This window comes from Methylorubrum zatmanii (genome assembly GCF_014845115.1).
Taxonomy (GTDB): Bacteria; Pseudomonadota; Alphaproteobacteria; order Rhizobiales; family Beijerinckiaceae; genus Methylobacterium; species Methylobacterium zatmanii.
On record NZ_NKUI01000153.1, the window covers coordinates 1 to 25,390 of the forward strand.

Below are 25,390 nucleotides of genomic sequence, written 5' to 3' on the forward strand. Positions count from 1 at the left end.
CGCCGACGAGGAGGGCGATTCCGGCTTCTTCGCCCTCGGTTCGGGCCCCGGCCGCGCCGTGGCGGTGGTCGAGGAACTCTACAAGGAGCTTGGCTATCGCGACAACGCGACGGCGACCGCCCTCGTCCTCGAATCCGCCAGCGCCCCGCCGGCCTCGGTGGTGAACAAGGTCGCCCGCGAGACCGGCGTCGCGGCCGAGAACGTCACCTTCATCTACGCCCCGACCCAGAGCCTCGCCGGCGCCACCCAGGTCGTCGCCCGCGTGCTGGAAGTGGCCCTGCACAAGGCCCACACCGTCGGCTTCGATCTGCACAAGATCCTCGACGGCATCGGCTCGGCCCCGCTCTCGCCGCAGCACCCTGACTTCATCCAGGCCATGGGCCGCACCAACGACGCCATCATCTATGGCGGCCGGGTGCAGCTCTTCGTCGATGCCGACGACGCGGATGCCAAGCAGCTCGCCGAGCAGCTCCCCTCCACCACCTCCGCCGATCACGGCGCGCCCTTCGCCGAGATCTTCTCGCGGGTGAACGGCGACTTCTACAAGATCGACGGGGCGCTGTTCTCGCCGGCCGAGGCCATCGTCACCTCGGTCAAGACCGGCAAGACCTTCCGCGGCGGCCGGCTGGAGCCGCAGCTCGTGGACGCTTCCTTCGCGTAAGGCGCCGAAGTGAGACTCTCCCCCGGCAGCGGGAGAGGGTCGTCGAGGGCCGATTTGGCCGGCGTGCTCTGGCAAGCGCCTCGTTCCGCAGGCCGAGCTGCTGCGTCAGCAGCCTCGAAGCACGCCGCGACCTGTACTCCACCAGACTGGTGCCACAGGATCGGTCGTTCCGGCGTGCTTCGAGGCCGAGCTTTCGCTCGGCACCTCAGCGGAGCCCAAATCCGCCATCCCGAAGGGATCAACCGGATTGGGTATGAGAAGAACGGAAAAAGAGCGAATGCGCATCGGACTCGCGGCCGATAACGGCAATTGGCACAAGGCACGGCTGCGGGAGGCCTTGCGCGGGCTCGGCGTCGAGCCAGTGCTGTTCTCGCTGGCCGATGTCGCCGTGGTGACGGGGGGCGGCGAGCCTCTGCGCGTCCCCGGCTTCGAGGACGGGCTGCCGGACGGCGTCTTGCTGCGCACCATCGCCGGCGGCACCTTCGAGGCCACCACCATGCGGCTCGGCGTGCTCCACGCCCTGGTCGCCTCGGGCGTGACTGTCTGGAACGGGCCGACCGCCATCGAGCGCTCGGTGGACAAGGCCGCGACCTCCCTGCTGATCGACCGCGCCGGCCTGCCGACCCCGGACACCTTCGTCGTCTCGAAGCGCGAGGCGGCCGCCGAGATCGTCGCCCGCGAGGCGCGGCCGGGGAAGCCGATCGTGCTCAAACCCTTGTTCGGCTCCCAGGGCGAGGGTCTGATGCTCCTGGAGAAGCCGGAGGATTTGCCGGCTCAAGAAGAGGTCAGCGGCGTCTATTATCTTCAGCGCTACGTTGCGCGCGCCGACGGACAGTGGCGCGACTACCGCGTCTTCGTCTGCGAGGGGCGGGCCATCGCCGGGATGATCCGCGAGGGCGACGGCTGGATCACCAATGTCCACCGGGGCGGCCGCCCCTTCGCCTGGGACGTGCCGGCCCGCGCCGCCGAGATGGCGGAGGCCGCCGCAGCCGCGATCGGCGTCGATTACACCGGCATCGACCTCGTGGAGGACGGGGAGGGTGGCTTCCAGATCCTGGAGGTGAATTCCATGCCCGCTTGGTCCGGCCTGCAGCAGGTGACCGAGGTGGACATCGCCGGCGCGGTGGCGCGCGGCTTCCTCAACGCGGTCCGCGCGGCGCGGCCGCCGCGGCTGGTCTCGGCCCTCGGATGAGCGGGGCGGCGCCCTCCGACCTGCTGGCGGCGCCCCTCGGCCTGCCGGCGACGGTCGTGGCCGACCTCTACCGCGCCGCCTGCCTCGCCGAACTCGACGCGCTGAAGCCCGGCAACGTGCATGGCTTCGCCCCCGGCCACCGCATGGGGGTGGCCGATTTCGTCGCCAGCGCCGACGTCTCGGCGTCGTCCCTGGCGGAGGCGGGTGCCCGGGTGGGGCGGCGGGTGCGCGGCGGCGTCGAGGCGACCTTCGCCGCGGTCGGCCAGAACACCAATCTCGGTATCCTGCTGCTCTGCGCGCCGCTCGCCCGCGCGGCGGAGGAGGACGGTCCCCTCACGGAGCGGCTCCGGGCGGTGCTGGAGGGCTTCGACGGCACCGATTCCCGCGACGTGTTCGCGGCGATCCGCCGGGCGAATCCCGGTGGCCTCGGCACGGCGGCACGTCACGACGTGGCCGCCGAGGGGCCGGTTCCGCCCCTGCTCGCGGCGATGGCGGAGGCGGCCCCCCGCGACCGCATCGCCCGCGCCTATACCGATGGCTTTCGCGATCTGTTCGAGATCGGCCTGCCAGCGCTCGCCGCCGCACGGCAGCGGGGGCTCGCGCCGCCCTGGACCACCACCGCGATTCATCTCGCTTATCTCACCGGGGTGCCCGACAGCCACATCGCCCGCAAACACGGCCCCGAGCGGGCCGAGGCGGTGCGGGCGCAGGCGCTGGATCGGCTCGCCCGACTCGATCTCGCCGAGGCCCCGGTCGAGGCGCTTCTGGCCTACGATCAGGAGCTAAAGCAGGCCGGTCTCAACCCCGGCACGAGCGCCGACTTCACCGTCGCGACCCTGTTCCTCGACGCGTTGCTCGCCGCCCGCAGTGAGACTCCCTGAAGCTCGGGCGCGAGGGGACGAATCTTCACGCGTCAAGGCCCCCGGGCATCCAAAAAATCGCCGATTCCAGGGCCTTGCGCGGGTTGTTCGGCGCGGAAGCCCGCTGTAGGGTCCGCGCCGCTATCCGGGCTAACCGGCTCGGCCCTCTGCCGGGCGCCGCGAACAAGGATGGCTTCCGGCCCCGCCTTACTCTCAGGGCGGGCCTTTTTTCAGGAATCCAGGGAGAGACCCCGAATGGCAAAGATCACCAAGGTTCAGGTCGGCGAAGCCCTCGTCGGCGATGGCAACGAAGTCGCTCACATCGACCTCATCATCGGACCGCGCGGCTCGCCGGCCGAGACCGCTTTCTGCAACGGCCTGGTCAACAACAAGCACGGCTTCACCAGCCTGCTCGCGGTCATCGCGCCGAACCTGCCGTGCAAGCCGAACACCCTGATGTTCAACAAGGTCACCATCAACGACGCCCGTCAGGCCGTCCAGATGTTCGGCCCGGCCCAGCACGGCGTCGCCAAGGCGGTGCAGGATGCGGTGGCCGAAGGCATCATCCCGGCTGACGAGGCCGACGACCTGTACATCCTGGTCGGCGTGTTCATCCACTGGGAAGCGGCCGACGACGCCAAGATCCAGAAGTACAACTACGAGGCCACCAAGCTCTCGATCCAGCGCGCCGTCAACGGCGAGCCGAAGGCCGCGACGGTCACCGAGCAGCGCAACTCGGCGCAGCACCCCTTCGCCGCCAATTAGATCGGAGGCAGTCCTGGGCAGAGCGAGCCTCCGCCCGCACCGCGGGGTCTGCTCCAGCGACTGGCTTCGATCTTCCTTGGACGCTAACGGGATGGGGACGGCTTCGGCCGTCCCTTTCTCTTTTCCGGGCCTGGGCTCCGGTCAGCGCAGGCGTCCGTCATGGATCGCCGAGGCGACGAGCGCGCCGGCCGCGCCGGCCTTTGCCAGCCGGTCGATATCCTCCGGGCCCCGCACGCCCCCGGCCGCGTAGATCCGCCGCCCCGAGCGAGAATTCCCCGTTCCGAGGCTGACGGCCCGTGCGATCCCGGCCAGATCGGGCCCCGTGCCGGTGCCGATGCGGGCCAGCGTCATCACGATCACATCGCCCGGCCAGATCTGCGCGTCGTCATGCAACGCATCCGGCCCGAGCCGCTCCTCACCCCGGCTGTCGAGGGAGAGCACGGCCCGGTCGCCGAGCGCCCGCACCAACTGCGCATCCCGCTGGCTCTCGCTGCCGATCACCGGACGGCCGAGCCCGCCCGCCATGAAGCGCTCGACCCCCGAGGCATCGGCGAAGCCGGCATCGACCCAGAGCACCGTGCCGGGGCAGGCGCGGTGCACCGCCTCCAGGCTTCGACGGTCGGGCTCCGCCCCCTCCATGATGGCATCGAGATCGGCGACGTAGAGCAGGCTTCCCCCGACTGCGTCGAGCAGGCCCCGGGCGATGTCGGCGGGCTTCGAGCCTCTGGCCAAGGGGGTGTCGATCGGGGCATAGGCGTCGCGTTCGCCCGCGCGGGCGCGCACCACCTGCCCGCGGCGCAGGTCGATCACCGGGATCAACCGGAACGGCAGCGGCCGCCCCTCGAAGCCTTGAGACATCGCGTGAACCGTACAATGACCAGGATCGTCGGGTGGGATCTCGGCGGGGTGCATGTCAAGGCGTCGCTCGTCGAGGCGGGCCGCGTGGTCGCGGCGGTGCAGGCTCCCTGCCGGCTCTGGCGCGGCGTCCCCGCCCTCGACGAAACCTTCGCCACCCTGCCGGATTGGGTGCGGGGCGAGGCGGACCACGCCGTCACCATGACCGGTGAACTGACCGATTGCTTCGCCGACCGGGCCGATGGCGTGGACCAGCTCTCCGCCTGGGCCGCCGCGACGCTGGCGGGGCGCGTGCGGATCTATGCCGGCCGCGCCGGCTTCGTCGCGCCGGAGGCCGCTCGCGCGCACGCCGCCGATATCGCCTCCGCCAACTGGCACGCCACTGCCGCGCTCATCGGGCGACACGCTGAAAATGCGCTCCTGGTCGATATCGGCTCGACCACCGCCGACCTGATCCCGATCGTGGCCGGTCAGCCCGCCGCGCGGGGATACAGCGACGCCGAGCGCCTGGAGACGGGCGAGCTCGTCTATACCGGCGTGGTGCGCACGCCGCTCCTCGCCTTCGCCACCCACGCGCCCTGGCGCGGCCGGCGCACGGCCCTGATGGCGGAGACCTTCGCCAGCACCGCCGACATCTATCGCCTCACCGGCGACCTGCCGGAGGGAGCGGACCAGCAGCACAGCGCCGACCTCAAGGGGAAGTCGATCCCGGAATCGGAGACGCGGCTCGCCCGCATGGTCGGCCGCGACCGGGGGGAGGGGAGTGCGGAGGAATGGCGGGCCCTGGCCGCGTGGTTCGGTGAGGCGCAGCTGCGCCCGCTGCACGATGCCGCCGCGATCCTGCTGTCGCGCCCCGACCTTGCCGCGGACGCGCCGCTCGTCGTCTGCGGTGCCGGCCGCTTCCTGGCCGAGCGTCTCGCCGCCCGTCTCGGACGCCGCGCGGTGCCGTTGACCGAGGTGATCGCCGGCCAGATGGGCGACGAGGGCTCCGCATGGGTTTCGACCTGCGGGCCGGCGGTGGCGGTCGGGCTGATCGCGTGAGGAACCGAGCCGCTCCCATGCGTTGACGGGAACGGCCGGACAGATGTCTCTCACGATGCTCCCGTTGCGCCGTCCCCTGCGAGGAGGACGAGCGGTGACCGGGCGTGTCGTCGGGGGGATTCAAGGAGATGCGAATGGCAACAGGAAACAAGCTCACCCGCATCCTGGCGACCCGGACCGGCGAGGCCATCGAACTGGCCTTCGTCACCGAGGACGGCCGTACCACCCGGGTGCTGGCGAGCGACGACCAGATCGACCGCCTCGTGGACGAATTGGAGGACATCCTCAACTCGCCCGCCGAGCCGGGCTCCGGCGAGCCGCCCGCGGCGGCCTGATCCGGTTGTAGGGGTTTCGATGATCGGTCGGGACATCGCTCCCGACCGATCATCGTGCGGCGTCACCTCAGGAAGTCGCCGAAGGAGCGCGGGCCGTCACCCGTCGCGATGGTCCCGGTGACGGTGAGGCTCGACGTGTCGATCAGGCTCAGGGCGTTGTCGCCCCAATTGGCGACGACGACGGTCTTCCCGTCCCGTGTGGCGGCGATCCCCTCGGGATGGTCGCCGACATCGATCGCGGCGAGCTTGCGCAGGGTGGCGGGGTCGAACACCGTCACGGTGTTGGAATACTGGTCGGTGACGAAGCCGCGCCCGGCGGCCAGGGCGATGACATAGGGACGCTGGCCGGTGGCGACGCGCCCGGTCTCGCGGCCGGCGGCGACGTCGATGGCCGAGACGTCGTTCGAGACCACGTTGGCGGTGTAGGCGAAGCGGCCATCGGCGGAGAGAGTCAGGCCGAACGGGTGCTGGCCGACCGGCACGCGCCGTGTCTCCCGGCGGTTCGCCACATCGATGATCGAGACGGAATCGGATTCGCGGTTGGCGACCAGCAGGGTCGCGCCGTCCGGCGTCACGGCGATGCCGGAGGGCGATTGGCCGGTGGCGATCTCCCCCTCCCGCTTCAAGCCGTCGGCGCTCGGGCTCAGCACGAAGACGCGGGCGCCGTACCAATCGGCGACATAGACCTCGCCGGATGTCGGGTTGACGCCGATGCCGAGCGGGCCGCCGGGCAGATCGAGGCTCCCGGTGACCCGGCGGGCCCCGAGATCAATCACCGCGACGCCGTGGCCCTCGGGCCGGGTGACGTAGGCGGTCTTCCGGTCCGGCGAGAAGGCGATGCCGGCCGGCGCGCCGCTCACGGGGATCGATTGCAGGATTTTCTTGGTGGCGAGATCCACCACCTCGACGGCATTGCCGAGCTGCGCCGTGACGAGGGCTTCCTGAGCCAGAGCGGGGAAGCCGGCGAGGGTGACGAGGCCGATGAGACTCGCCATCGCCCCTGCTTTCCGGAGGGAGAGCCGGCATGTCTGCCGAAATGAGGACAACATGCCGGCTCTCCGCAGCATCGGACCCTTACGAGCCCTTCTCGGCCTTGGCCTTCACGTTCTCCAGGCCGGACTTGTAGAGGCCGGACACGGCCTTCTTGGCGGCCTCGTCGTTCAGCTCGGGCGGCGGATCGTTGTTCATGTAGCCGCGGTAGAACGCGCCGCGCCAGGTCAGCTTCGACTTGGTGCCGTCGCCCTCGACCTCGACCCACGACGAATAGTCGTTGACCGGCAGAACCTTCACGTCGACCTTTTCGATCCGGTACATCAACGACTTCTTCTCGGCGTCGTACTTGGAGAGCTCCTCCTCGACCGTGGCGCCGCCCTTCAGGGTCAGCGTGCGGGTCGCCTTCGGCTCGTTGCCGCCCTTGCTCTCGGTCTTCTCGACCACCGGGATCCAGCTGCCGTCCTGGAAGTTGCCGACGATCGCCCAGACCTTGTCGGCGGGGGCGTTGATCTCGATCGACTCGGAAACCTTCTGCCGGGTCGGGCCATGGGCCTGCGCGGCGAAGGTCACCGTGGCGAGCGCCGCCACGGCGGCGAGCGTCCTGAACTTCATCTTTCGTCCTCCTCCCGTCGGACCGCCGGATGACGGTCCTTCGTCACGTCGCACCCCGTCCCGGTTGTCCGATCCGGTTCGAGGCGCGGGCTCCTGAAGGTGCATCGTCGCGGGAAGCGGCCAGCGCCTCTCGCAGCGACCCCCTGGCGATCGAACGGCCCTTCTGTCAGGAGCCGCCCTTCTCAAGCCGCGCCTTGAGGTTCTCAAGGCTGGCATGAACCCAGGCCCGCACCCGCTTCTCCGAATTCTCGTCGTTCAGTTCGGGCGGCGGGTCGTTGTTCGGATGGCCCCGGTAGAACGCGGCCTTCCACTCGACGCGGGCCGCGTGCTCGCCCTCGGGCTGCACCGAGATCGTAGCCGAGTAGTCCTTGGCCGGCAGGTCGGCGACATCGTTCGTCACGATGTAATAGGCGAAGCTCCGGTGCTCGGGATCGAGCTTGCGGGTCTCTTCGACGATGGCGTGGCCGTTCTTCAGGGTCAGCCGGTAGGAAGGCTTCTCGGGCGTGCCCTCCTGCGCGGCTCCGGCCACGTTGTCGATCCAGCCCGCATCGGCGGGGTTGCCCACCACCGCCCAGACCTTGTCGGCGGGGGCGTCGATGGTGACGGTCTCGACGATCTTGCGCCGGGTCGGCGCGTGCTGGGCCTCGGCCGTGACGGTGGTCACCGCGAGGGCCGCGGCGGCGAGAACAGCGATCCGCATGGAAATGATCATCTCCTGCCGCCTCACGAGGGGCGGCTCGTCCCGTCGAGGACGCGGCCGCTGCGCCCGAGGGCGGCGGCGACCTTGTCCTCGATCCAGTTCCAGGCCTCGTGCTCGGCGGGGCCGGCGGTCTTCGCGATCGCTATGGCATGATAGGCCATCTCCGTCAGGATCTTTTCCGGCTCCAGCATGTGGAGCCGGGTGGACAGGATGGCCGCCTCGATCACCGCCCCTTGCGCCCGGTTGTAGCCGATGAACGGCACGTGGCTGACGGCATGGACCATCCGCCCGCGATAGCGCGGCCGGGTGGCGTCGTCCTCGATGGAGGCCACCTCGAATTCGGCATGGCCGAAGCAGTCGGCCAGGCGCTTGCCCGCGATCCGGTCGCAATCCACCACCGGCCAGTCGCGCCGCCCGGTGACGGCGCCGGCGATCACCCGCACGTCGCTCGGCGCCGAGGCGGCGAAGCAGGGCCGGCTCGTCAGGTTCTCGATGGTGGGCGAGGGCCGGAACGGGGCGAGCACGAAATCCTCGCCCTCGCGGATCAGCCCGAACGGCACGAGATGCAGCTCTCCCGTCGCCGACAGGGTGGTGACGACGGTCTCCAGAATCAGCGGCATCTCAGTTGCGGTCCTCATCCGGCACCAGCCGGCCGCAGACGATGCGGCCGCCCGTCGGCTCGGCGAGCCTGTCGCGCGCGCCGGCTTCGCTGCTTCCCGTCTCGGTCTCGGGCGGGCTCGCATCCTGCTCGGGCCCGGTGGCGGCCGCGCGGGCGGCAGCGGGCGCCTCGGGGCCGCTGTGCCGGGTATGGGCGGATTTCGTCGGCCCGGCCGCCTTGAAGGCGGTGGCATCCTCCTGCGTGCGGTCGGCGGCGCAGCCCCAGTCGAGGGGCTCGTCCTGCACGTAACGCTTGCCGAGGCGGAACGCGGTTTCGGCCTTGGTCAACTCCCCGCCGAGATAGAAGGCGTGCGCGCCGTCGCTCGCCACGTTCAGGTCGGGGAAGAAGGCCATCGCGTCGATGCCGGTGGTGTGGATGTCGCGGTTGTAGACGTGGATGCCGTCCTCGGCGACGGCGATGCGATAATTGGGGTCGCGGACCTCCGCGGCCAGGGCGGCGATTTCATCGGGGGTCTGCACGAAGGGGCGCTTGTCATGGAGCGCCAGAAGGTCCCGGCCATAGCCCTTGGGCAGGGCGGCATCCTCCTTGGCCGCGTACATCACCCGGCGGGCGGCGTCGTGCTCCTCCACCGTGCGCCGGGTGTGGTTCGAGACCTGCACGATCAGCACGTTGCGGATTGCGAGTTCCGAGCACATGCCCACCAGCAGAGCCGTGACGCCGAGGCTGTCGGCCTCGGTGAGTTCGGTGAGATTGCCGGTGCCCATCATCATCTCGATGTTCGGCCAGCGCGCCCGCGTGTCCCGGTAGCGGGCAATCGAGTCGACGAAGCCGAAATGGATCGGCTCCAGGATCGGATCGGCCATGTAGGGCCGGCCGGCCCGCTCCATCCGCTCGATGGCGCGGTCGAGGGAGGGCAGGTCGTCGGGCCGCATCGGCACGAGGATCGGCACCGCGTCGGTCTCGAAGGCGAGATCGAGCGTCTCCTCGTTGAGGCTCAGCAGATAGTCGGCGCCCGCCTTCGCCCCACGGGTCAGCTCGTCGAGGGAGAAGGAATCGACGCTCACCTTCAGCCCGGCACCTTTCAGGGCGCGCACGCTGTCCTCGAGATGCGGAAACGGCGTGTCCGGCAGACCGCCGAGATCGATCACGTCGGCGCCGCGCCGGGCGAGGTCGAGGGCTTTGGCCAGGATCTGGTCCGGCGTCATCTTCGAGGCGTCGACGATCTCGGAGAAGATCCGCAGATCGTGCCGCGACAGGTCGACCTTGCGTCCGGTCAGGCCAAGATAAGCCGGCAAATCGACGATCTCATCCGGCCCCCGCTCCACCGGCAGGCCGAAATGGCGGCTGAGAGCTTCGGGATTCGCCCGGCAGCGCCCGGGCAGGACGATCCGGGTCGCGCCCTCCGGCATCGTCACCCGGCGCTTGATGATCTCCTCGGTCATCAGCGCGGCGACCTTCACCCCGGCATCGGCGATGCTCCAGCGGAAACGCTCCGCCGGCAGCGTGGCGGCGACCTTCTCCAGCCGGGCATGGGCCAGCTTGCCGGTGATGAAGACGAGATGTTCGGGCGCGCTCATGCGGCGTGCCTCTCGGATGAGGTGGCGGGGCCGCGGATCACGATCTCACCGGGAAAAGCGGCGGCGAAGCGCGGGAAGGCGGCATCGACGAGGCCGGCTCTGGCCAAGGCGGACGGGCTGGCGTCGGGCGAAAGTTTTGCCGACTTCACAAGAATGCAGCGCCGGGCGCCGAGCGCCGTCGCGAGCCAGAGGGCGAGGCTGTCGGAGGTGACCTCCCAACTCTCCGGGATGTCGGGATGGCCGGCTTTGAGGGCGGCCGGGTCCCAGATCGCCGCGCGGCCCTGGGAGAGGGTGCCGGCCACGGCCTCCGGACTCGCGGCGATGGCGAGCCGGGGTTCGAGCGAGGCAAAAACCTCCGCCATCCGTCCCATGGCATCGAGGGCGAGGCGGTGGGCGAGGGCGTCGTCGAAGCCGAGCGCCGCTTGCGCCGTCCGCACCGCCTCGGCGAAGGGACCGCCGCCGGGAACGACCGCGACCGGGGCCTCATCCGCACAGGCGGCGAGCACGGCGCGGAGCCGGGCGCGATCCGCGACGAGGCTACCGCCGATCTTGACGACCGCAGGGCCTTCCTTCCCCGCGACGACGGGAGAGGCCTGACGGAGGGCTGCCACCGGGGTCACGCCGCGTCGGCGCGGTGGCAGGTCCGCAGCGCATCGACCGCCTGCGCCACCCGCGCGCCATCGAGCGCCTGGCGCCGGTTGCCCCCCTGGCACAGGCCGCCACGGAAGCCGAGGTAATCCGGGGCGAGCCCGGCGAGGGCGGGGATGTCGGCGAGGGTCAGCGAGCCGGCCAGTCCGCTCATCAGGCCATGGGTCCGGCAGGCCGCGACGAAGGCCGTCAGCTGCGGCGCAGCGAGCAGGGCCGGGAGCGCGATACCGGCCTTGCCCCGTGTGTCGATCATCGCTCCGCGAAAGCCTGCGGCGGCGAGCCGGGCGGGGATGTCCGGCGCCACGCCGTCCTCGGCGAAGAGCACGCCGATGACCCGGCCCGGCGCCCGCGCCGCGGCCTGAGCCAGGGCGGCCTCATCGGCGGAGCCCACGGCGATCTTGATGAAGTCGACGCCGGTCGCGGCGATCACGGCGACGGCCGCCGCGATCGCCGTGCCGGTGCCGTCGCCGGCCACGGCGCTGGTGACCGCACGGTCGCCGATGCAGGCCGCGATGGCGCGCACGGTCTCGGGGGGGAGGGCACCGAGGGCGCCGCGCTCGGGATCCTTGGCGTCGATCAGGTCCGCCCCGGCCTGCAGGGCGGTCAGCGCCTCATCGGGGCCGCGCACGCTGACGAGCAGGCGCGGAGGCGCGGAGAAAGTCGGTTCAACCTCGGGCACGGAGACGCTTTTGCTCGACTTGGCCGCCGGCGCAAGCCCCGCCCTCAGGATCGGTCGGGCAGCGGCTCGGCCAGCAGGCGGTTCTTCACGATCCAGCGAACGGCATGGGACCAATCGTTGTCGGTGTTGGCTCTTATCACGACCTGCCCCTGGCGCACGACCTTGCCGGTCTCGGCCTCGGCGATGGTGATGACGAGGCTGAACAGCTGGTTGGCGCCTTTGTCGGCCAGGGCGGTGACGGCGAGGTCCGCTCCGAGCGCCTTGGCGATCGGCCCGGTGCAGCCGTTGCACTTGAAGAGCGGGCTCTCCTTGCGGATCTCCTCGGCCTGCGGCGACAGGTCGACGCTCTCGATCCCGCCCTTCTCGGTGAGGTTCGCGCGCAAGGTCTCGGTGGCGAGGTCGAGGCGCTTCTGATCGGCGGGCAGCGGTTTGCGGCCATAGGCGAGGCTCGGATCGTTCACCTCGGTCGGAAAGATCGCCGCCTTGCGCGCCTCCGCCGCCGCGGCCGCGCCGCCGAACAGGGAAATAAGCGCGCAGGCAGGCAGCAGGACGCGGAATCGCATGGGATGTCGAGCCTGAAAGGTCGGGCGCGGGGCGCGGGCTGAATCTAACTCGGCTTCTCGGAGGATTTGGCAAGCATCCTGTCCGCTCCGCCCCGGCGGAGCGAGGAGAGGCGGCCACTGTGCCAATCTTATCAAAATCTTATGCTTCTCTCGTTGAGACGGGCGGCAAGATGTTGCTAGCCTATGGGCCGATGCGCTCGTCCATCCCGCTCCTCCTCATCCTCGGCGCCGGTCTCGCGGCCGGCCCCGCCCTTTCCGTCCAGGCCCAGGAGCCGAAGGCGGCCACCGGGGAGCCGCCTGCGGGGGCACCGACCGCCGAGACGCCGCCGCCCGCTGCCGGTGCCGAGACCCGCGTCGCCATCCTCTACCGGCCGGTGCCGGCGCCCTCCTCCTACGACGCGGAGGCCGATCCCGAGGATCTCGGCGTGGCCGGCGCCCGCATGGCGGTGAAGGACAACAACACCACCGGCCGCTTCACCAAGCAGACCTTCGCCCTCGACGAGATTGCTCTCGAGGGCGACCGCGATCCGGTGGCGGCCGCCAAGGACTTGGCCGGCAAGGGCGTCAAGTTCTTCGTGCTGGCCCTTCCCGCCGCCGAGGTGCTGGCGGTGGCCGATGCGCTGAAGGGGGACGGGGCGGTCGTCTTCAATGCCGGCGCCCCCGACGACCGCCTGCGCGGGGCCGATTGCCGCGCCAACCTGTTCCATGTCCTGCCGAGCCGCGCCATGCAGACGGATGCGCTGGCGCAGTACCTGTCGCTGATGCGCTGGCGGAAGATCTTCCTGATCGTCGGGCCGACCGAGCGCGACAAGGCCTATGCCGAGGCGATGAAGAATTCCGCCCGCAAGTTCGGCCTCAAGGTCACCGCCGAGAAGCCCTGGACCTTCGGTCCCCTGGCGAAGGCCCGGGGCGACACGCCGACCCGGGCCGAGGCGATGGTGTTCACCCGTGGGCTCGACTACGACATGGCGATCGTCGCCGACGAGGAGGGCGATTGGGGCGATTACGTTCCGTTCCGCACCGTCGATCCGCGCCCCGTGGGCGGGACGCAGGGGCTGATCGCCACCACCTGGCACCCGACCCTGGAGACCTGGGGGGCGGCGCAGGCGCAGAACCGTTTCCGGCGGCTCAGCGGGCGCCTCATGCGGCCGCTCGATTACCAGGCCTGGGCGGCGGTGCGCACGGTCGGCGAAGCGGCGGCGCAGAAGCGCAGCACCGATCCGGCGGTGCTCGTGCCCTATCTCGTCACCCCCGAATTCTCGCTGCCGGCCTATAAGGGCGTCTCGCTGACCTACCGGCCCTGGGACCACCAGCTGCGCCAGCCAGTCATCGTGGTGCAGCCCAAGGCCATGGTCTCGGTGGCGCCGGAGCAGGGCTTCATCCACCAGCGCACCCCGCTCGACACCCTCGGCGCCGACCAGCCGGAGACGGCGTGCAAATTGCCGTGAGGGTTCAGGATCTCAGGGGAAACGCGTCGCCGACGATGCGGCAATCCACCGCCCGGTGAGCGTCGCCCCCTCATTCGTTTTTCCTTTGAGCGGCGCGGCCATGCGGGCCATGTCGCTGCCGACACAGCGCTCCACAATCAGGAGCCGAGCGGCTTCTCCCGGACACGGGTCTCCGGGACGGGCCGCGAGGATGACAGGGAGGATGCCGATGGTCGCTCGCGCCGGGGCAGCGTGGGGTTTGGCGGGGTTGCGCACCGCGTTGCTGGCGGGCCTCTGGCTCGGGGCGGCGGGCCATGCCGAGGCGCTGACCGCCTATGTCACCAACGAGAAGGCCAATACCGTCTCGGTGATCGATACCGAGACCATGGCGGTGACCGCGACCTGGAAGGTCGGGCGCCGGCCCCGCGGCGTGACGCTCTCCAAGGACGACAAGGAATTGTTCGTCTGCGCCAGCGACGACGACCGCATCGACGTGCTCGACACCGCCACCGGCAAGGTGGTGCGCTCGCTCCGCTCGGGCCCCGACCCGGAGCAGTTCATCCTCGATCGCAGCGGCAACCCGCTCTACGTCGCCAACGAGGACGACAGCCAAGTCACCATCCTCGACATCGAGAAGAACAAGGTTCTGGCCGAGGTGCCGGTGGGCGTCGAGCCGGAGGGCATGGGTCTCTCGCCGGACGGCAAGATCCTCGTGAACACCTCCGAAACCACCAACATGGCCCACTTCATCGACACCAAGACCTTCGAGGTGATCGACAACGTGCTGGTGGATGCGCGGCCGCGCTTCGCCGAGTTCTCGGCCGACGGCAAGTTTCTCTGGGTCTCGGCGGAGGTCGGCGGCACGGTCTCGGTGATCGATGTCGCCACCCGCAAGGTGATCAAGAAGATCACCTTCAAGATCCCGAGCGTGACCGACGAGCAGATCCAGCCGGTGGGCGTGCGCCTGACCAAGGACGGCACCAGAGCCTTCGTCGCCCTGGGGCCCGCCAACCGCGTCGCCGTGGTCGATGCCAAGACCTATGAGGTGCAGAAATATCTGCCCGTGGGCCAGCGCGTCTGGCAGCTCGCCTTCACCCCGGACGAGAAGCAGCTCTACACCACCAACGGCACCTCCAACGACGTCTCGGTGATCGATGTCGAGGCCCTGAAGGTGATCAAGAGCATCCCGGTCGGGTTGCTGCCCTGGGGCGTCGTGATCTCGAAGAAGTGACCGTCCGCGGCATCCCCACGGGCCGGGCTCCGGCGCGTGGGGAGAGTCGGCGGCTAAGCAACGATGTGGAACGCCGGCTCACGGCGACCGGAGGGAACGACATGAGATGGACGACGCGCCTCGGCCTCGCCGCCGCGGCTCTTGCGCTCGCGGCAAGCCCGGCGGGCGCCCTCGACCTCACCAAGAAGCGGCAGAACCTGCCCGACCTCGTGCTCGGCAACGAGGAGGGCAACGACTTCGTGGTGGAGAACAAGGAGATCGAGCTGGAGGCCGGCAAGGCCTACCGCCTGCGCATCGTCGCCAAGGGGCGGCAGGAATACAAGTTCTACGCGCCCGAGTTCTTTCGCTACATCTGGTTCAACCAGATCGTGATCGAGCACAAGGAAATCCACGGCGGCGGCCCGCCCGACCATCTCGAATTCGATGATCCGGGCGAGATCGCCATCGAGTTCGTCGCGATCAAGCCGGGCGCTTACAAGTGGTACGCGCAAGGGTTTGAGGAAAAGGGCATGGCCGGCACGATTACGGTGAAGTGAGATGGGCGGTTCGATGAAGCAGGCCGTCCTGGCCTTTCTCCTCCTCGCCACGCCCGCCCTCGCGGACGACAAGTCCGCCTGCGCCGAGGGGATCGCTGCGGTGAAGGCGCGGGTGGAGACGCTGGCCCCCGACGCCATCCCGCAAAAGCTCAGGCGCGCCCTCAGAATCGCCGAGCGCGAGCAGGGGGAGGGCGAGTTCGACGAGTGCCTGGAGGCCTTGGACGACGCCAACCGGGCGCTGCCGAAATGAGCGCCGCCCTGGAGGTCGCGGGCGTCAGCCACCGCTTCGGCCAGCGCGCCGCGCTCTCCGACGTGTCGATCACGGTCGAGCGCGGGCATTTCATGGCCTTGCTGGGGCCCAACGGCGCCGGCAAGACCACGTTGTTCTCGGTGATCACGCGGCTCTACAACAATCAGGAGGGCCGGGTTTCGATCCTCGGCCATCCCCTCGACCGGGAACCCTCGCGGGCGCTCGCCCGCCTCGGCGTCGTGTTCCAGGCCCGCACCCTCGATACCGACCTCACCGTCGCGCAGAACCTGCATTACCACGCGAGCCTGCACGGCATCGGCCGGTCCGCTGCCCGCGCGCGGATCGAGGCCCTGCTCGCCCGCGTCGGGCTGGCCGAGCGGCGCGACGACAAGATCCGCACCCTGTCGGGCGGCCAGTCGCGGCGCATCGAGATCGCCCGTTCGCTGATCCACGAGCCGCGCCTGCTGCTGCTCGACGAGCCGACCGTCGGCCTCGACCTCGAATCCCGGGCCGACATCGTCGCCATCGTCCGTGCCCTGGTGCGGGAGGAGGGGCTCTCGGTGCTGTGGGCGACCCATATCTTCGAGGAGATTTCTCCCGATGACGACGCCGTGGTCCTGCACAAGGGCCGCATCGTCGCGCGCGGGCGCGCCGGGGAGATCGGCCGGCCCGGCGAAACCCTGGAGGCCGCCTTCCGCCGCCTCGTCGCCGAGCCGGGTCAGGCAATGTCGAAGTCCGCCGCATGAGTTCTTCACCCACCCCCACCGTCGCCGGCCGCGCCGAGGCTGCCAAGCCCGTGCCCCATGCCGGCCGGCTCGACGCGGTCGGTTATCTGATCGCGCTCGGCGGCATCGTCCGCCGCGAGCTGCTGCGCTTCTTCCACCAGAAGGAGCGGTTCTTCTCGGCGATGGTGCGCCCGCTGGTCTGGCTGTTCATCTTCGCGGCGGGCTTCCGCAACACGCTCGGCACCTCGATCACGCCGCCCTACGAGACCTACGTGCTCTACGAGGCCTACGTGGTGCCGGGGCTCGCGGTGATGATCCAGCTCTTCAACGGCATGCAATCCTCGCTCTCGATGGTCTACGACCGCGAGGTCGGCTCGATGAAGGTGCTGCTGACCTCGCCCTATCCGCGCTGGACCCTGCTGCTCGCCAAGCTGATCGCGGGTGTGAGCGTGTCCATCGTCCAGGCCTACGCCTTCCTCGCCATCGCGTGGTTCTGGGACACCGGCATCCCGCCCATCGGCTACCTCGCCGCCTTGCCGGCCTTCCTCGCGGCGGGGCTGATGCTCGGCGCCATCGGCCTTTTCCTGTCTTCGCTGGTGCGACAGCTCGAGAACTTCGCCAGCGTGATGAATTTCGTGATCTTCCCGATGTTCTTTGCCTCTTCTGCCCTATATCCGCTGTGGCAGGTCCGGGCATCGAGCGAATGGCTCTACTGGATTTGCATGGCCAATCCGTTCACCCACGCGGTCGAGCTGGTGCGCTTCGCTCTCTACGGGCGTTTCGAGCCGCTGGCCTGTGCCGTGGTGGTCGGGACCGGGCTGCTGTTCTTCACCCTCGCCGTGATCGCCTACGATCCGGGCCGCGGCATCATGGCCCGGCGGGGCGGGCCGGCCGGCGGGGCCGCCTGAGAGACGTCCGACAGTTTCCGCGAGAGTTCTGCCCATGCCTTCTCGATCCGCTCGCCTCCCGCTCGTCCTCGCCCTCGGGCTCGCGGCCTCCCCCGTGCTGGCCCAGCCCAAGTCCGATCAGGATTGGCCCTGCCAGCAGCGCAAGGTGACCACCCTCGGCTACGGCTCGTTCTGGACCGGCCCCGACCTCGCCGAGGCCGGGGAATGGGGCAATGACCGCGAGGCGGCCCAGCTCGCCCGCAAGCTCGCTTCCCGCCGTACCGACTTGAGCGAGGTCGATACCCTGCTCGACGAGTTCGCGCAGAAGGTCGATCCGGCGGAGAAGGCCAAGCGCCTCACCCGCGTCTTCGCCGGCGTGTTCGAGATCCTGAATGGCGAGCGCAGCACCGTGATGAGCGGCATCACCCGCTATGCCCAGGGCCAGCGCCGGCTCGCCGAGCGCATCCGCGACGAGGCGGACAAGGTCAGCGAGCTCAAGGACAGCCCGTCCTCGGACTCGACCAAGGTCGCCTCCAAGGAAGCCACCGACCTCGAGAGCCAGTTCAACTGGGACCGTCGCATCTTCGAGGAGCGTAACCAGTCGGTCTCCTATGTCTGCGAGGTGCCAACGCTTCTGGAGCAGCGTTTGGGCGAGGTCGCCCGCCGCATCCAGGCGCGGATCTGATTGCGGAGCCGGCCGGTCTCGGCCGGCATCGTGCCAGCAAGCCTTTCTCCTTCGGAGCCGCGCAAGTGGCTCCGAACGGGTCTCCGCATCGGGTGTAGAGCCGGACCGGACAGGCTTCGAAGGCCTGTGACCCGATCGCTCCCGTTTCCATCGTGGACCGCCGGCAGGGGCCGCATCGAGACCGCGAAGCCTTATCGCGGATCGGCCGTCCCGGCCTGATTCCAGGCCGAGCCGTTGCCCGACGATGGGCGGGGGCTGCGAAGGAAGGGCCTTCAACAGGCTCGGAGAAGCGGACGCTTCCGCAACTTTGCCTGTTCTCGCGCCATGCCCACTCGTCTTCAAAAGGCGGCGCCCTCGATTCGTGCGTAGTTTTTTGCGAAGCGAGGGATTAAAAGATCTTATCATACGTATATACTATATATTGCCAGAATATCCCAAGCAGGTTTTCGTATTTATCCGTAATTCACCGCCTTATCGGAAGAAAAATGTGGCCACAGTGCCACGCTGGACCGGTAAGCTTGAGCATTCCATCATAAAAGAACCTGCAGATACCGTCGCGCGATTGTGGCGGTTTCCCGCCTCCAGCAACATCCGGCAACGCCCCCGATCAGGGGGCGGCAAGCACGCATGACAAGGGCTGGGGAATGACAAGGCGGGTGCTGCGAGGCAGCCTCATCGCATCGGTGGCGCTGCTGCCGGGACAGACGATGGCGCAATCGGGGGGCGGCGGTCAGACCGTCACGCTGGAGGAAATCAGCGTCGTCTCCAACACGCCGGTCGCGGCCTCGCGCCGGGTCGTGGCGACGCCGACCGCGTCGGGCCTGCGCGAGACCGTGGTGCTCGACGGCATCGATCGCAACAAGCTGCCGCAGAACACGAGCGTGCTGACCTCGAACGACGTCTCGCGGGTCGGCTTCCCGAGCACGGTGCGGGCGCTCGACGAGCGCATCGGCTCGATCAGCGTCAACAATGCGCAGGGCAATCCCTTCCAGCCGACGATCACCTATCGCGGCTTCGAGGCGTCGCCGCTGGGCGGCTCACCGCAGGGCGTGGCGGTCTATCTCAACGGCGCCCGCTTCAACACCTCCTTCGGCGACACGGTGCAATGGGATCTGATCCCCGACATCGCCGTCGACCGCATCGAGCTGGAGGGCTCGAACCCGGCCTTCGGTCTCAACGCGCTGGGCGGCTCGCTGGCGGTGACGCTGAAGAACGGCTTCACCTATCAGGGCAGCGAGATCAACGTGCTCGGCGGGTCGTTCGGCCGAGGCGCGGTGGCGTTCCAGCACGGTCAGCGCATCGACAATATCGGCCTCTACGTCGCCGGCACCAAGCTCGGCGAAGAGGGCTGGCGCCGTCACTCGCCCTCGCGTCTCAACCAGATCTATGCCGATCTCGGCGTGCAGGCGGAGAGGGGCGAATTCCACTTCAACGTGATCGGCGCCAGCAACAGCTTGACCGGCAACGGCACCGCCCCGGTCGAGCTGCTCAAGGCCGACCGCAGCGACGTCTTCACCTATCCCGACCAGACCAAGAACGACTTCCTGCGCTTCCAGCTCTCGGGCAACTACGACGTCACGCCGACGATCAGCGTGCAGGGCAATGCCTATTACGGTCTGTTCCGCCAGCGCACCGCCAATGGCGACGCGGCCGATGTCGAGAATTGCGAGGCGGATGAGCGTTTCGTCTGCTCCGAGGGGGCCGACGACAACCAGTTCTTCCTGCGTGACCGCACCGGCAATCCGGTCCTGGCCAACCGCCTGCGCACCTTCGATTTCGGCGGCATCAACCCGGTCTTCGCCGACCGCTTCGACGAGGGCGGCCCCTACGCCTTCCTCAACCAGACCCGCACCGACACCGACCATTTCGGTGCCACCGTCCAGACCGTGGTGCGCGAGACTCTGTTCGGCCTGCCGAACCGCTTCGTGCTCGGCGGGCAGTATGACGGCGGCCGCACCCGGTTCACGGCGGACAATTCCATCGGCGGCCTCACCCTGGATCGTGGTTTCTCGCCCCCCGGCATCGTCGTCTCCAGCGACGACGGCATCATCACGCCGGTCGCGGTGAACACCTCCAACGATTACGGCGGCATCTATTTCTCCAACAACACCGACCTCACCGACCGGCTGACTCTGACGCTGCAGGGCCGGTTCAACATGGCCCACATCGTGCTGAAGGATCAGATCGGCACGGCGCTCAACGGCGACCACTACTTCCAGCGCTTCAACCCCGGCATCGGCGCGACCTACAAGGTCATCCCCGACTACCTCGTCGCCTATGGCGGCTACACGGAAGCCAACCGCGCCCCGACCCCGGCGGAACTGTCCTGCGCCGATCCGCTGGCGCCCTGCTCGCTCACCAATTTCTTTGTCGGCGATCCGCCGCTGAAGCAGGTCGTGGCCCGCACGGTCGAGGCGGGCGTGCGCGGTCGCATCCCGCAGCCCGACGCCCTGTTCGGCGGCATCCTCTCGTGGAAGGCCGGGTTCTTCTCGACCCGCAACGACGACGACATCCTGTTCGTGCCGGCCCCCGACACGATCGGCCGCGCCTATTTCCGCAATGTCGGCTCCACCAAGCGGCAGGGCGTCGAGGCGAGCCTGTTCTACAATGCGCCGCGCTGGAACGCCTTCATCGACTACGCCTTCGTCGATGCGACCTTCGAATCGCCGGTCGAACTCGCCGCGCCCGGCAACCCGTTCAACAGCGCGGGCGGCGACGAGAGCGGCGTCGTGCTGGTGCGGCCCGGCAACCGCCTGCCCGGCGTCGCGCCGCACCAGCTGAAGGTCGGCGTGCAGTATCAGGTGACGCCGGAATGGCGGGTCGGCGCGCTCGCCCGTTTCGCCACCGGCAAGTTCCTCGTCGGCGATCCGACCAATCAGAACAAGACCACCGGCGACTTCGCGGTGTTCGGCTTCAACACCAGCTACCGGGTCGCCTCCAACATCGAGCTCTACGGCTACGTCGAGAACGCCTTCAACGCCCGCTACGCCACCTTCGGCACCTTCTCGCCGGTGGACGAGGTTCCGATCGTCCGGGTGCCCAACGCCACCTCGAACCGCAGCCTCGCCCCGGGCGCGCCGGTCGCGGCCTTCGGCGGGATCCGCATCCTGTTCGAACCGCCGCCGCCGGCGCCGGTGGTGGAGCCGCTGATCCGCAAGGGCTGAGGCCGGTCCTCCACATGTCTCCCGGACCGAAAGGCTCCGGGGGAACCGCGAAAATCTGAGGCGGCGCGGCTCGAACGAGCGGCGCCGCTTTCGCGTTGACGAGGGGCGACGATGACGCTTTTCGCGGCCGGCAGAACGACAAATCGCTCCCGCGCGGTTGCCAAATCATCCCGGGCAAGTTACGCAATCGCAGCGAGGCCGTGCGGCCGCTGCGCCCCTGGGTCCGGCCCTCGGTCGAGAGCGCCGCAAGCCGCCCTGCGATGTTGCCGACCGCCCGGCTTGCCGGGCCTTTTCGACCAGGAGTTTGCTCCCTATGGCGTTCCGCCTTTCCTCCGCCGTGCTGCTGGCCGCCCTTATCACGGTTCCGGCCTATGCCGCCCCGACCACGACTAAGGTTGATATCGCTGCCTTCGATCCGGACAAGGACGGCACGATCGACCTCAAGGAGGCTCTGGCTGCCGGCTCGGCCGCTTTCGACAAGCTCGATCCCGATAAGGACGGCACCCTCGACGCCAAGGAGCTGAAGGGCCGCGTCAGCGAGGCCGACCTCAAGAAGCTCGATCCCGATAACGACGGCACCCTCGACAAGAAGGAATACCTTGCCGCCGTCGAGGCTCAGTTCAAGGCCGCCGATCCGGACAATGACGGCACCATCGATGCCAAGGAGCTGACCTCCCCGGCCGGTTCGGCCCTGGTCAACCTGATTCGCTAAAACCTTCCGAAGCCGAAATCATCGAAGGGGCGCGGACCGTCAGGGTCCGCGCCCTTTTTCATGCGGCACAGTCCCGGACGAAGCGTCGCAGACGGGGAACAGAAAGCGGGTTTCGACGGCTTTCTCCGGCCGAAGCAGGCGGCATCGCGCCGACCCACGCTCAGACCAAACCGGAGGACACGAAAGCCCATGCGTATCGCCCTCAGCCTGCCCGTCGCCGTGATGGCCCTTGTCGCGGCGGGCCCCGCCCTGGCGGTCTCCTGCAAGGACGACATCTCCACGATCGAGCGGCGGCTCAACAGCGCCGGGGCGGAACAGGTGACAGGGAAGGAGCCGGCGGGCGGTGCAACCTCGTCGAACTCGCCCAAGGCCCTCGACAAGCCCCCGGCCGGCGCCCCGTCCGATCCCTCGACCAAGCCGACCAAGGCCGGGATCGAGGAAGCGCGCAAGCTTCTGGCCAAGGCCAAGGATCAGGACAAGGCCGGGCAAGAGGCCGCCTGCCAAGCCACGATCACGCAGGTGAAGGAGAAGGCCGGCGCGCTGCCGTAGGGCGCCGCCCCGACGGAGACGGCCGGCTCGCCTCAAAAGACGATTCTTTGAGGCTGCTGCCGCCGTTTCCATGTGAAGGGTCCGGGTCCGCGCTCTGGCGGTCCCGGACCCTCTCCCGTTCGAAACCTTGAGATCCTCAGTACGCGTTGTCGGTCTTGAAGAGCGCGCGCGGCGTTTTGAGCAGGATCCGGAGGTCGAACAGGATCGACCAATTCTCGATGTAGTGCAGGTCGTACTCGACGCGGCGCTGGATCTTCTCGCTGGTGTCGGTCTCACCGCGCCAGCCATTGATCTGCGCCCAGCCGGTAATGCCCGGCTTGACCTTGTGGCGGGCGAAATAGCCGTCCACCACTTGGTCGTAGAGGGTGTTGGCCGCCTTGGCCTGGAGGGCATGCGGGCGGGGGCCGACCAGCGACAGGTCGCCGCGGATCACGTTGAAGAGCTGCGGCAGCTCGTCGAGGGAGGTCTTGCGGATGAAGCGGCCAACGGGCGTCACGCGGGCATCGGTCTTGGTCACCAACTGGGCGGCGCCGGTGTCGCATTGGTCGACATACATCGAGCGGAACTTGAACACCTCGATCAGCTCGTTGTTGAAGCCGTAGCGCTTCTGACGGAACAGCACCGGTCCCGGCGAGGTGAGCTTCACCGCGAGCGCCACCGCCATCATCACCGGTGACAGGGCGAGCAGCAGGACGAAGCCGACGAGGCGGTCGAACAGGCCCTTGAGGATCACGTCCCAATCGGCCAGCGGCTTGTCGAACACGTCGAGCAGGGGCACGCCGCCGAGATAGGAATAGGCCCGTGGCCGCAGGCGCAGCTTGGTCGCGTAGGCCGACAGGCGGATATCGACCGGCAGGACCGACAGCTTGGCCAGCATCTGAAGGATGCGGGTTTCGGCCGAGATCGGCAGGGTGAATATCACCAGATCCACGGGGGTATGGCGGGCATAGGTGACGAGGTCGCTGATATTGCCGAGCTTTGGGTAGCTGGCGACGTGGGTTCCCGAGCGCTCATCGGCCCGGTCGTCGAAGATGCCGACGATGCGAATGCCGCTATTGCCGTCTGTCTCCAGGGCGCGAATCAGCTCCTCCGCCGCAGGGCCTCCGCCGACGATGGCGGTGCGCCGGTCGAAGCGGCCCTGGGCCATCTGCGTCCGCACGAAGGCGGCGAGGGCGGCGCGGCTTCCGAGGAGCAGCCCGAGACCGGCGGCATAGTAGCTGAGCAGCCAGATGCGCGAGTAATGGTCGGCGATCTTGCCCATCACCATGGCCGCCGCCACCATCAGGAAGGCAACCGACCAGCCGGTGGCGAGCTTGATCGCCGTCTTGGACAGGTCCCGGAACGCACCGATTCGGTAGCTGCCTGAAGCCTGGAACAGGCCGAGGGCCGCGAGCGTGACGGCCAGGATCGCCGCCGGGTAGCTTGGCGCAAGGGGGACGACGCCTCTGAGCAAAGCCTGATGCAGGCCGAAGCCGAGGAGCAGAAGGCCGCAGAACTCTGCGAGCCGCACGCAGCCGGCCAGGACGACAGGCGAGAGCCACGGGCTCGGTGCCACGGTCGGGGATCTTGGAGGGGGCGACGCGTCACCGTAACCCTCCGCTTCCCCCAACGGCAAGGGAGAGGGAACCGGTGTGACGGAATTGGCCTGCCCGGCCGCCTTCAGCAGGTCACGGACGTCGATGGCACTCATCGGAATGTTCCACGTGAAAACCGTAGGCCGTCCCGGCATTGCATTCTGCCGGAGGAACCTTCACGAAAACCTAAATTGGGGGAATGGGCGGTGTCAGAGGATGGAACAGCCGCGCCCCCGGGACCGGCGCCCATCGTTCAAGCCGTGACGCTGGCTGCCGTCGGGTGCAGCCCGCGCTGCTGCAGGGCGGCGGCGTACCCGCAGAGCACATCGGCCGCCATGCGATTCATGGAGAAACGCGTGCGCAGCGAGTTGCTGAGCGCCTGCGCCCGGCCGCGCCGGACTTCCGGCGTCTCATCCAAAATCTTGGCGATGGCCTCGCTCAACGCGACGCAATCGCCGGAGGGAACGAGATCCTTGGAATGGGCGCCGAAGATTTCGGGGATGCCGCCGACATTGGTGGCGACGAGCGGCTGCCCGGCTGCCGCCGCCTCCAGGACGACATAGGGCAGGGATTCTGCCAAGGAGGGCACGACCATCACCCGGCCGCGGCCGAGCACCGGGCGGATCGCCTGAGGCGGCTCGAAGGCGATGGCGTGCCGCAGCCCCTGATTCTCGGCCATGGCGGCCAAGCTCTCGGTATCGGGGCCGGAACCGACCATCAGCAGACGAAGATTGCGGCCCTGCGCGCGAAGCCGGGCCAGGGCCCGCAGCAATACCGGAAGACCCTTGGCCTCGCGCAATTCGCCGACATAGACGAGATCGAACGGGTCCTCCGCCGTTTCGACGGGGGCGAACTCGGCTTCCGAAATACCGTTATGGACGATGCGGGCGAGCCGGGGCGGTCCACCGGCATAGGCTGCGTGGCGCGAGGCGACATATTCGCTCTCGAACAGGAACAGGTCGGTCCGCCGGGCCATGAGCCGTTCGGCCGCCATGTAGAGTCGGTGCAGCGGCGTGCCGGGCCGATAATTGTAACTGCCGCCGTGCGGGGTATAGACGCGGATCACACCCTGCCCGGCGGCACCGAGGGGGGCGAGTCGGGCGAAGACACCGCCTTTCGCCCCGTGGCCGTGCAGCACGGTGGCGCCCGTGGCGAGCGCCTGCGCCCTGACGGCCCGCAGCGCCCGAAGATCGCTCACATCCGGGTTGCGGACCATCGGCACCCGCAGAACACCGAGCGCCAGATGCGGGGCGAGATCCCTCAACACCTGCTCGGCGCGTTCACCGCCGGTCGAGGCATCGCAGACCAAGCCGACCGCGTGACCCTCCGCCGCCTGGAGGCGAGTCAGATCGACCACATGGCGGAACAGGCCGCCGACTGGGGCACGGAAGACATGAAGGATGCGGTGGCTCTGCTGGGCTCGGCCGCCAGGAATGCGCCCGGCAGCGGACGAAGGCGCTGCGACGTGAGAGGGGAGGGGGGCGGCGAGGGGGGCTGCCACGACGAGCGATCTCCGCAGCTGTCTCTTATACCCATGATGCGCGGCCGAG

27 protein-coding genes are annotated in these 25,390 nt (G+C 68.9%); 16 read left to right on the forward strand and 11 right to left on the reverse strand.

The genetic code is table 11. From position 1 onward, the window contains the following. From mch to fae, 4 genes are all read left to right on the forward strand, one after another. A partial coding sequence (mch, locus tag MZTS_RS18190) for a methenyltetrahydromethanopterin cyclohydrolase (protein ID WP_192284916.1) occupies positions 1–661 on the forward strand: 661 nt, incomplete at its 5' end. Positions 662–938: 277 nt separating this feature from the next. Beyond that, the gene (locus MZTS_RS18195) at positions 939–1,853 is read left to right on the forward strand and encodes an ATP-grasp domain-containing protein (RefSeq protein WP_192284917.1); all 915 of its coding nucleotides are present in this window, start codon (positions 939–941) and stop codon (positions 1,851–1,853) included. Continuing rightward, positions 1,850–2,734, forward strand: a complete 885-nt coding sequence (locus MZTS_RS18200) for a triphosphoribosyl-dephospho-CoA synthase (RefSeq protein WP_192284918.1) — start codon at positions 1,850–1,852, stop codon at positions 2,732–2,734. Before MZTS_RS18195 ends, MZTS_RS18200 begins: the two co-directional genes overlap by 4 nt. A gap of 234 nt (positions 2,735–2,968) precedes the next feature. Beyond that, the gene (fae, locus tag MZTS_RS18205; protein ID WP_192284919.1) at positions 2,969–3,478 is read left to right on the forward strand and encodes a 5,6,7,8-tetrahydromethanopterin hydro-lyase; all 510 of its coding nucleotides are present in this window, start codon (positions 2,969–2,971) and stop codon (positions 3,476–3,478) included. Between the two features lie 141 nt (positions 3,479–3,619). Here fae and MZTS_RS18210 read toward each other — a convergent pair whose 3' ends face one another. Beyond that, entirely contained in the window at positions 3,620–4,336 is a 717-nt protein-coding gene (locus MZTS_RS18210) for a HisA/HisF-related TIM barrel protein (RefSeq protein ID WP_192284920.1), read from the reverse strand. Between the two features lie 15 nt (positions 4,337–4,351). Between MZTS_RS18210 and MZTS_RS18215 the strand changes: the two genes are divergently transcribed. Together MZTS_RS18215 and MZTS_RS18220 are read left to right on the forward strand one after the other, a co-directional pair. Then, positions 4,352–5,374: a hydantoinase/oxoprolinase family protein gene (locus tag MZTS_RS18215; protein WP_210329352.1), complete on the forward strand. Its 1,023-nt coding sequence runs from the start codon at positions 4,352–4,354 to the stop codon at positions 5,372–5,374. A 134-nt stretch (positions 5,375–5,508) separates the two neighbouring features. Then, positions 5,509–5,709, forward strand: a complete 201-nt coding sequence (locus MZTS_RS18220; protein ID WP_192284922.1) for a hypothetical protein — start codon at positions 5,509–5,511, stop codon at positions 5,707–5,709. Between the two features lie 62 nt (positions 5,710–5,771). On the opposite strand, the gene MZTS_RS18225 is transcribed toward MZTS_RS18220, so the two are convergent. From MZTS_RS18225 to MZTS_RS18260, 8 genes are all read right to left on the reverse strand, one after another. Next, positions 5,772–6,704 carry a beta-propeller fold lactonase family protein gene (locus tag MZTS_RS18225; RefSeq protein ID WP_246482170.1) on the reverse strand — a complete coding sequence of 311 codons (933 nt, stop codon included), beginning with the start codon at positions 6,702–6,704 and terminating at the stop codon, positions 5,772–5,774. Between the two features lie 79 nt (positions 6,705–6,783). Then, positions 6,784–7,314 (reverse strand): SRPBCC family protein, encoded by a 531-nt coding sequence (locus MZTS_RS18230; RefSeq protein ID WP_192284924.1) that lies wholly within the window; start codon positions 7,312–7,314, stop codon positions 6,784–6,786. Between the two features lie 166 nt (positions 7,315–7,480). Then, on the reverse strand, positions 7,481–8,014 hold the full coding sequence (locus MZTS_RS18235) for an SRPBCC family protein (protein ID WP_192284925.1): 534 nt from the start codon (positions 8,012–8,014) through the stop codon (positions 7,481–7,483). 23 nt (positions 8,015–8,037) lie between these two features. Then, positions 8,038–8,634 (reverse strand): DUF447 domain-containing protein, encoded by a 597-nt coding sequence (locus MZTS_RS18240; RefSeq protein WP_192284926.1) that lies wholly within the window; start codon positions 8,632–8,634, stop codon positions 8,038–8,040. 1 nt (position 8,635) lies between these two features. Beyond that, a complete protein-coding gene (locus MZTS_RS18245; protein ID WP_192284927.1) occupies positions 8,636–10,210 on the reverse strand; it encodes a DUF6513 domain-containing protein in 1,575 nt (524 codons plus the stop codon). Continuing rightward, positions 10,207–10,830, reverse strand: a complete 624-nt coding sequence (locus MZTS_RS18250; RefSeq protein ID WP_009866631.1) for an amino acid kinase family protein — start codon at positions 10,828–10,830, stop codon at positions 10,207–10,209. The genes MZTS_RS18245 and MZTS_RS18250 overlap by 4 nt, the downstream gene beginning before the upstream one ends. Then, a complete protein-coding gene (locus MZTS_RS18255; RefSeq protein WP_009866632.1) occupies positions 10,827–11,537 on the reverse strand; it encodes a (5-formylfuran-3-yl)methyl phosphate synthase in 711 nt (236 codons plus the stop codon). The genes MZTS_RS18250 and MZTS_RS18255 overlap by 4 nt, the downstream gene beginning before the upstream one ends. Before the next feature lie 44 nt (positions 11,538–11,581). Further along, positions 11,582–12,100, reverse strand: a complete 519-nt coding sequence (locus MZTS_RS18260) for a DUF3280 domain-containing protein (RefSeq protein WP_192284929.1) — start codon at positions 12,098–12,100, stop codon at positions 11,582–11,584. 191 nt (positions 12,101–12,291) lie between these two features. Between MZTS_RS18260 and MZTS_RS18265 the strand changes: the two genes are divergently transcribed. From MZTS_RS18265 to MZTS_RS18310, 10 genes are all read left to right on the forward strand, one after another. Then, entirely contained in the window at positions 12,292–13,548 is a 1,257-nt protein-coding gene (locus MZTS_RS18265) for an ABC transporter substrate-binding protein (protein ID WP_192284937.1), read from the forward strand. A 208-nt stretch (positions 13,549–13,756) separates the two neighbouring features. Further along, on the forward strand, positions 13,757–14,758 hold the full coding sequence (locus tag MZTS_RS18270; protein ID WP_192284930.1) for a YVTN family beta-propeller repeat protein: 1,002 nt from the start codon (positions 13,757–13,759) through the stop codon (positions 14,756–14,758). A gap of 101 nt (positions 14,759–14,859) precedes the next feature. Further along, positions 14,860–15,294 carry a cupredoxin domain-containing protein gene (locus MZTS_RS18275; RefSeq protein ID WP_009864766.1) on the forward strand — a complete coding sequence of 145 codons (435 nt, stop codon included), beginning with the start codon at positions 14,860–14,862 and terminating at the stop codon, positions 15,292–15,294. 13 nt (positions 15,295–15,307) lie between these two features. Continuing rightward, on the forward strand, positions 15,308–15,544 hold the full coding sequence (locus MZTS_RS18280) for a hypothetical protein (protein ID WP_009864765.1): 237 nt from the start codon (positions 15,308–15,310) through the stop codon (positions 15,542–15,544). Next, complete coding sequence (locus MZTS_RS18285) at positions 15,541–16,290, forward strand: ABC transporter ATP-binding protein (protein ID WP_192284931.1); 750 nt, start codon at positions 15,541–15,543, stop codon at positions 16,288–16,290. Before MZTS_RS18280 ends, MZTS_RS18285 begins: the two co-directional genes overlap by 4 nt. After that, entirely contained in the window at positions 16,287–17,177 is an 891-nt protein-coding gene (locus MZTS_RS18290; protein WP_192284932.1) for an ABC transporter permease, read from the forward strand. Before MZTS_RS18285 ends, MZTS_RS18290 begins: the two co-directional genes overlap by 4 nt. A gap of 34 nt (positions 17,178–17,211) precedes the next feature. Beyond that, positions 17,212–17,841, forward strand: a complete 630-nt coding sequence (locus tag MZTS_RS18295; protein WP_192284933.1) for a hypothetical protein — start codon at positions 17,212–17,214, stop codon at positions 17,839–17,841. A gap of 644 nt (positions 17,842–18,485) precedes the next feature. Further along, on the forward strand, positions 18,486–21,005 hold the full coding sequence (locus MZTS_RS18300) for a TonB-dependent receptor domain-containing protein (protein WP_192284934.1): 2,520 nt from the start codon (positions 18,486–18,488) through the stop codon (positions 21,003–21,005). A gap of 313 nt (positions 21,006–21,318) precedes the next feature. After that, on the forward strand, positions 21,319–21,717 hold the full coding sequence (gene lanM / locus MZTS_RS18305) for a lanmodulin LanM (RefSeq protein ID WP_009864975.1): 399 nt from the start codon (positions 21,319–21,321) through the stop codon (positions 21,715–21,717). 189 nt (positions 21,718–21,906) lie between these two features. Further along, positions 21,907–22,266, forward strand: coding sequence for a hypothetical protein (locus MZTS_RS18310; RefSeq protein WP_009864976.1), 360 nt, complete (start codon positions 21,907–21,909; stop codon positions 22,264–22,266). Positions 22,267–22,402: 136 nt separating this feature from the next. Here MZTS_RS18310 and MZTS_RS18315 read toward each other — a convergent pair whose 3' ends face one another. Next, positions 22,403–23,956 (reverse strand): undecaprenyl-phosphate glucose phosphotransferase, encoded by a 1,554-nt coding sequence (locus MZTS_RS18315; protein ID WP_192284935.1) that lies wholly within the window; start codon positions 23,954–23,956, stop codon positions 22,403–22,405. Between the two features lie 137 nt (positions 23,957–24,093). After that, positions 24,094–25,275 (reverse strand): glycosyltransferase family 4 protein, encoded by a 1,182-nt coding sequence (locus MZTS_RS18320; RefSeq protein ID WP_343068798.1) that lies wholly within the window; start codon positions 25,273–25,275, stop codon positions 24,094–24,096. Positions 25,276–25,390 lie beyond the last annotated feature (115 nt).

Coding starts and splice junctions, on each gene's coding strand:
- MZTS_RS18195 (WP_192284917.1), top strand. CDS start 939: ATGCGCATCGGACTCGCGGCCGATAACGGCAATTGGCACAAGGCACGG.
- MZTS_RS18200 (WP_192284918.1), top strand. CDS start 1,850: ATGAGCGGGGCGGCGCCCTCCGACCTGCTGGCGGCGCCCCTCGGCCTG.
- fae (WP_192284919.1), top strand. CDS start 2,969: ATGGCAAAGATCACCAAGGTTCAGGTCGGCGAAGCCCTCGTCGGCGAT.
- MZTS_RS18210 (WP_192284920.1), bottom strand. CDS start 4,336: ATGTCTCAAGGCTTCGAGGGGCGGCCGCTGCCGTTCCGGTTGATCCCG.
- MZTS_RS18215 (WP_210329352.1), top strand. CDS start 4,352: ATGACCAGGATCGTCGGGTGGGATCTCGGCGGGGTGCATGTCAAGGCG.
- MZTS_RS18220 (WP_192284922.1), top strand. CDS start 5,509: ATGGCAACAGGAAACAAGCTCACCCGCATCCTGGCGACCCGGACCGGC.
- MZTS_RS18225 (WP_246482170.1), bottom strand. CDS start 6,704: ATGGCGAGTCTCATCGGCCTCGTCACCCTCGCCGGCTTCCCCGCTCTG.
- MZTS_RS18230 (WP_192284924.1), bottom strand. CDS start 7,314: ATGAAGTTCAGGACGCTCGCCGCCGTGGCGGCGCTCGCCACGGTGACC.
- MZTS_RS18235 (WP_192284925.1), bottom strand. CDS start 8,014: ATGCGGATCGCTGTTCTCGCCGCCGCGGCCCTCGCGGTGACCACCGTC.
- MZTS_RS18240 (WP_192284926.1), bottom strand. CDS start 8,634: ATGCCGCTGATTCTGGAGACCGTCGTCACCACCCTGTCGGCGACGGGA.
- MZTS_RS18245 (WP_192284927.1), bottom strand. CDS start 10,210: ATGAGCGCGCCCGAACATCTCGTCTTCATCACCGGCAAGCTGGCCCAT.
- MZTS_RS18260 (WP_192284929.1), bottom strand. CDS start 12,100: ATGCGATTCCGCGTCCTGCTGCCTGCCTGCGCGCTTATTTCCCTGTTC.
- MZTS_RS18265 (WP_192284937.1), top strand. CDS start 12,292: ATGCGCTCGTCCATCCCGCTCCTCCTCATCCTCGGCGCCGGTCTCGCG.
- MZTS_RS18270 (WP_192284930.1), top strand. CDS start 13,757: ATGGTCGCTCGCGCCGGGGCAGCGTGGGGTTTGGCGGGGTTGCGCACC.
- MZTS_RS18275 (WP_009864766.1), top strand. CDS start 14,860: ATGAGATGGACGACGCGCCTCGGCCTCGCCGCCGCGGCTCTTGCGCTC.
- MZTS_RS18280 (WP_009864765.1), top strand. CDS start 15,308: ATGAAGCAGGCCGTCCTGGCCTTTCTCCTCCTCGCCACGCCCGCCCTC.
- MZTS_RS18285 (WP_192284931.1), top strand. CDS start 15,541: ATGAGCGCCGCCCTGGAGGTCGCGGGCGTCAGCCACCGCTTCGGCCAG.
- MZTS_RS18290 (WP_192284932.1), top strand. CDS start 16,287: ATGAGTTCTTCACCCACCCCCACCGTCGCCGGCCGCGCCGAGGCTGCC.
- MZTS_RS18295 (WP_192284933.1), top strand. CDS start 17,212: ATGCCTTCTCGATCCGCTCGCCTCCCGCTCGTCCTCGCCCTCGGGCTC.
- MZTS_RS18300 (WP_192284934.1), top strand. CDS start 18,486: ATGACAAGGCGGGTGCTGCGAGGCAGCCTCATCGCATCGGTGGCGCTG.
- lanM (WP_009864975.1), top strand. CDS start 21,319: ATGGCGTTCCGCCTTTCCTCCGCCGTGCTGCTGGCCGCCCTTATCACG.
- MZTS_RS18310 (WP_009864976.1), top strand. CDS start 21,907: ATGCGTATCGCCCTCAGCCTGCCCGTCGCCGTGATGGCCCTTGTCGCG.
- MZTS_RS18315 (WP_192284935.1), bottom strand. CDS start 23,956: ATGAGTGCCATCGACGTCCGTGACCTGCTGAAGGCGGCCGGGCAGGCC.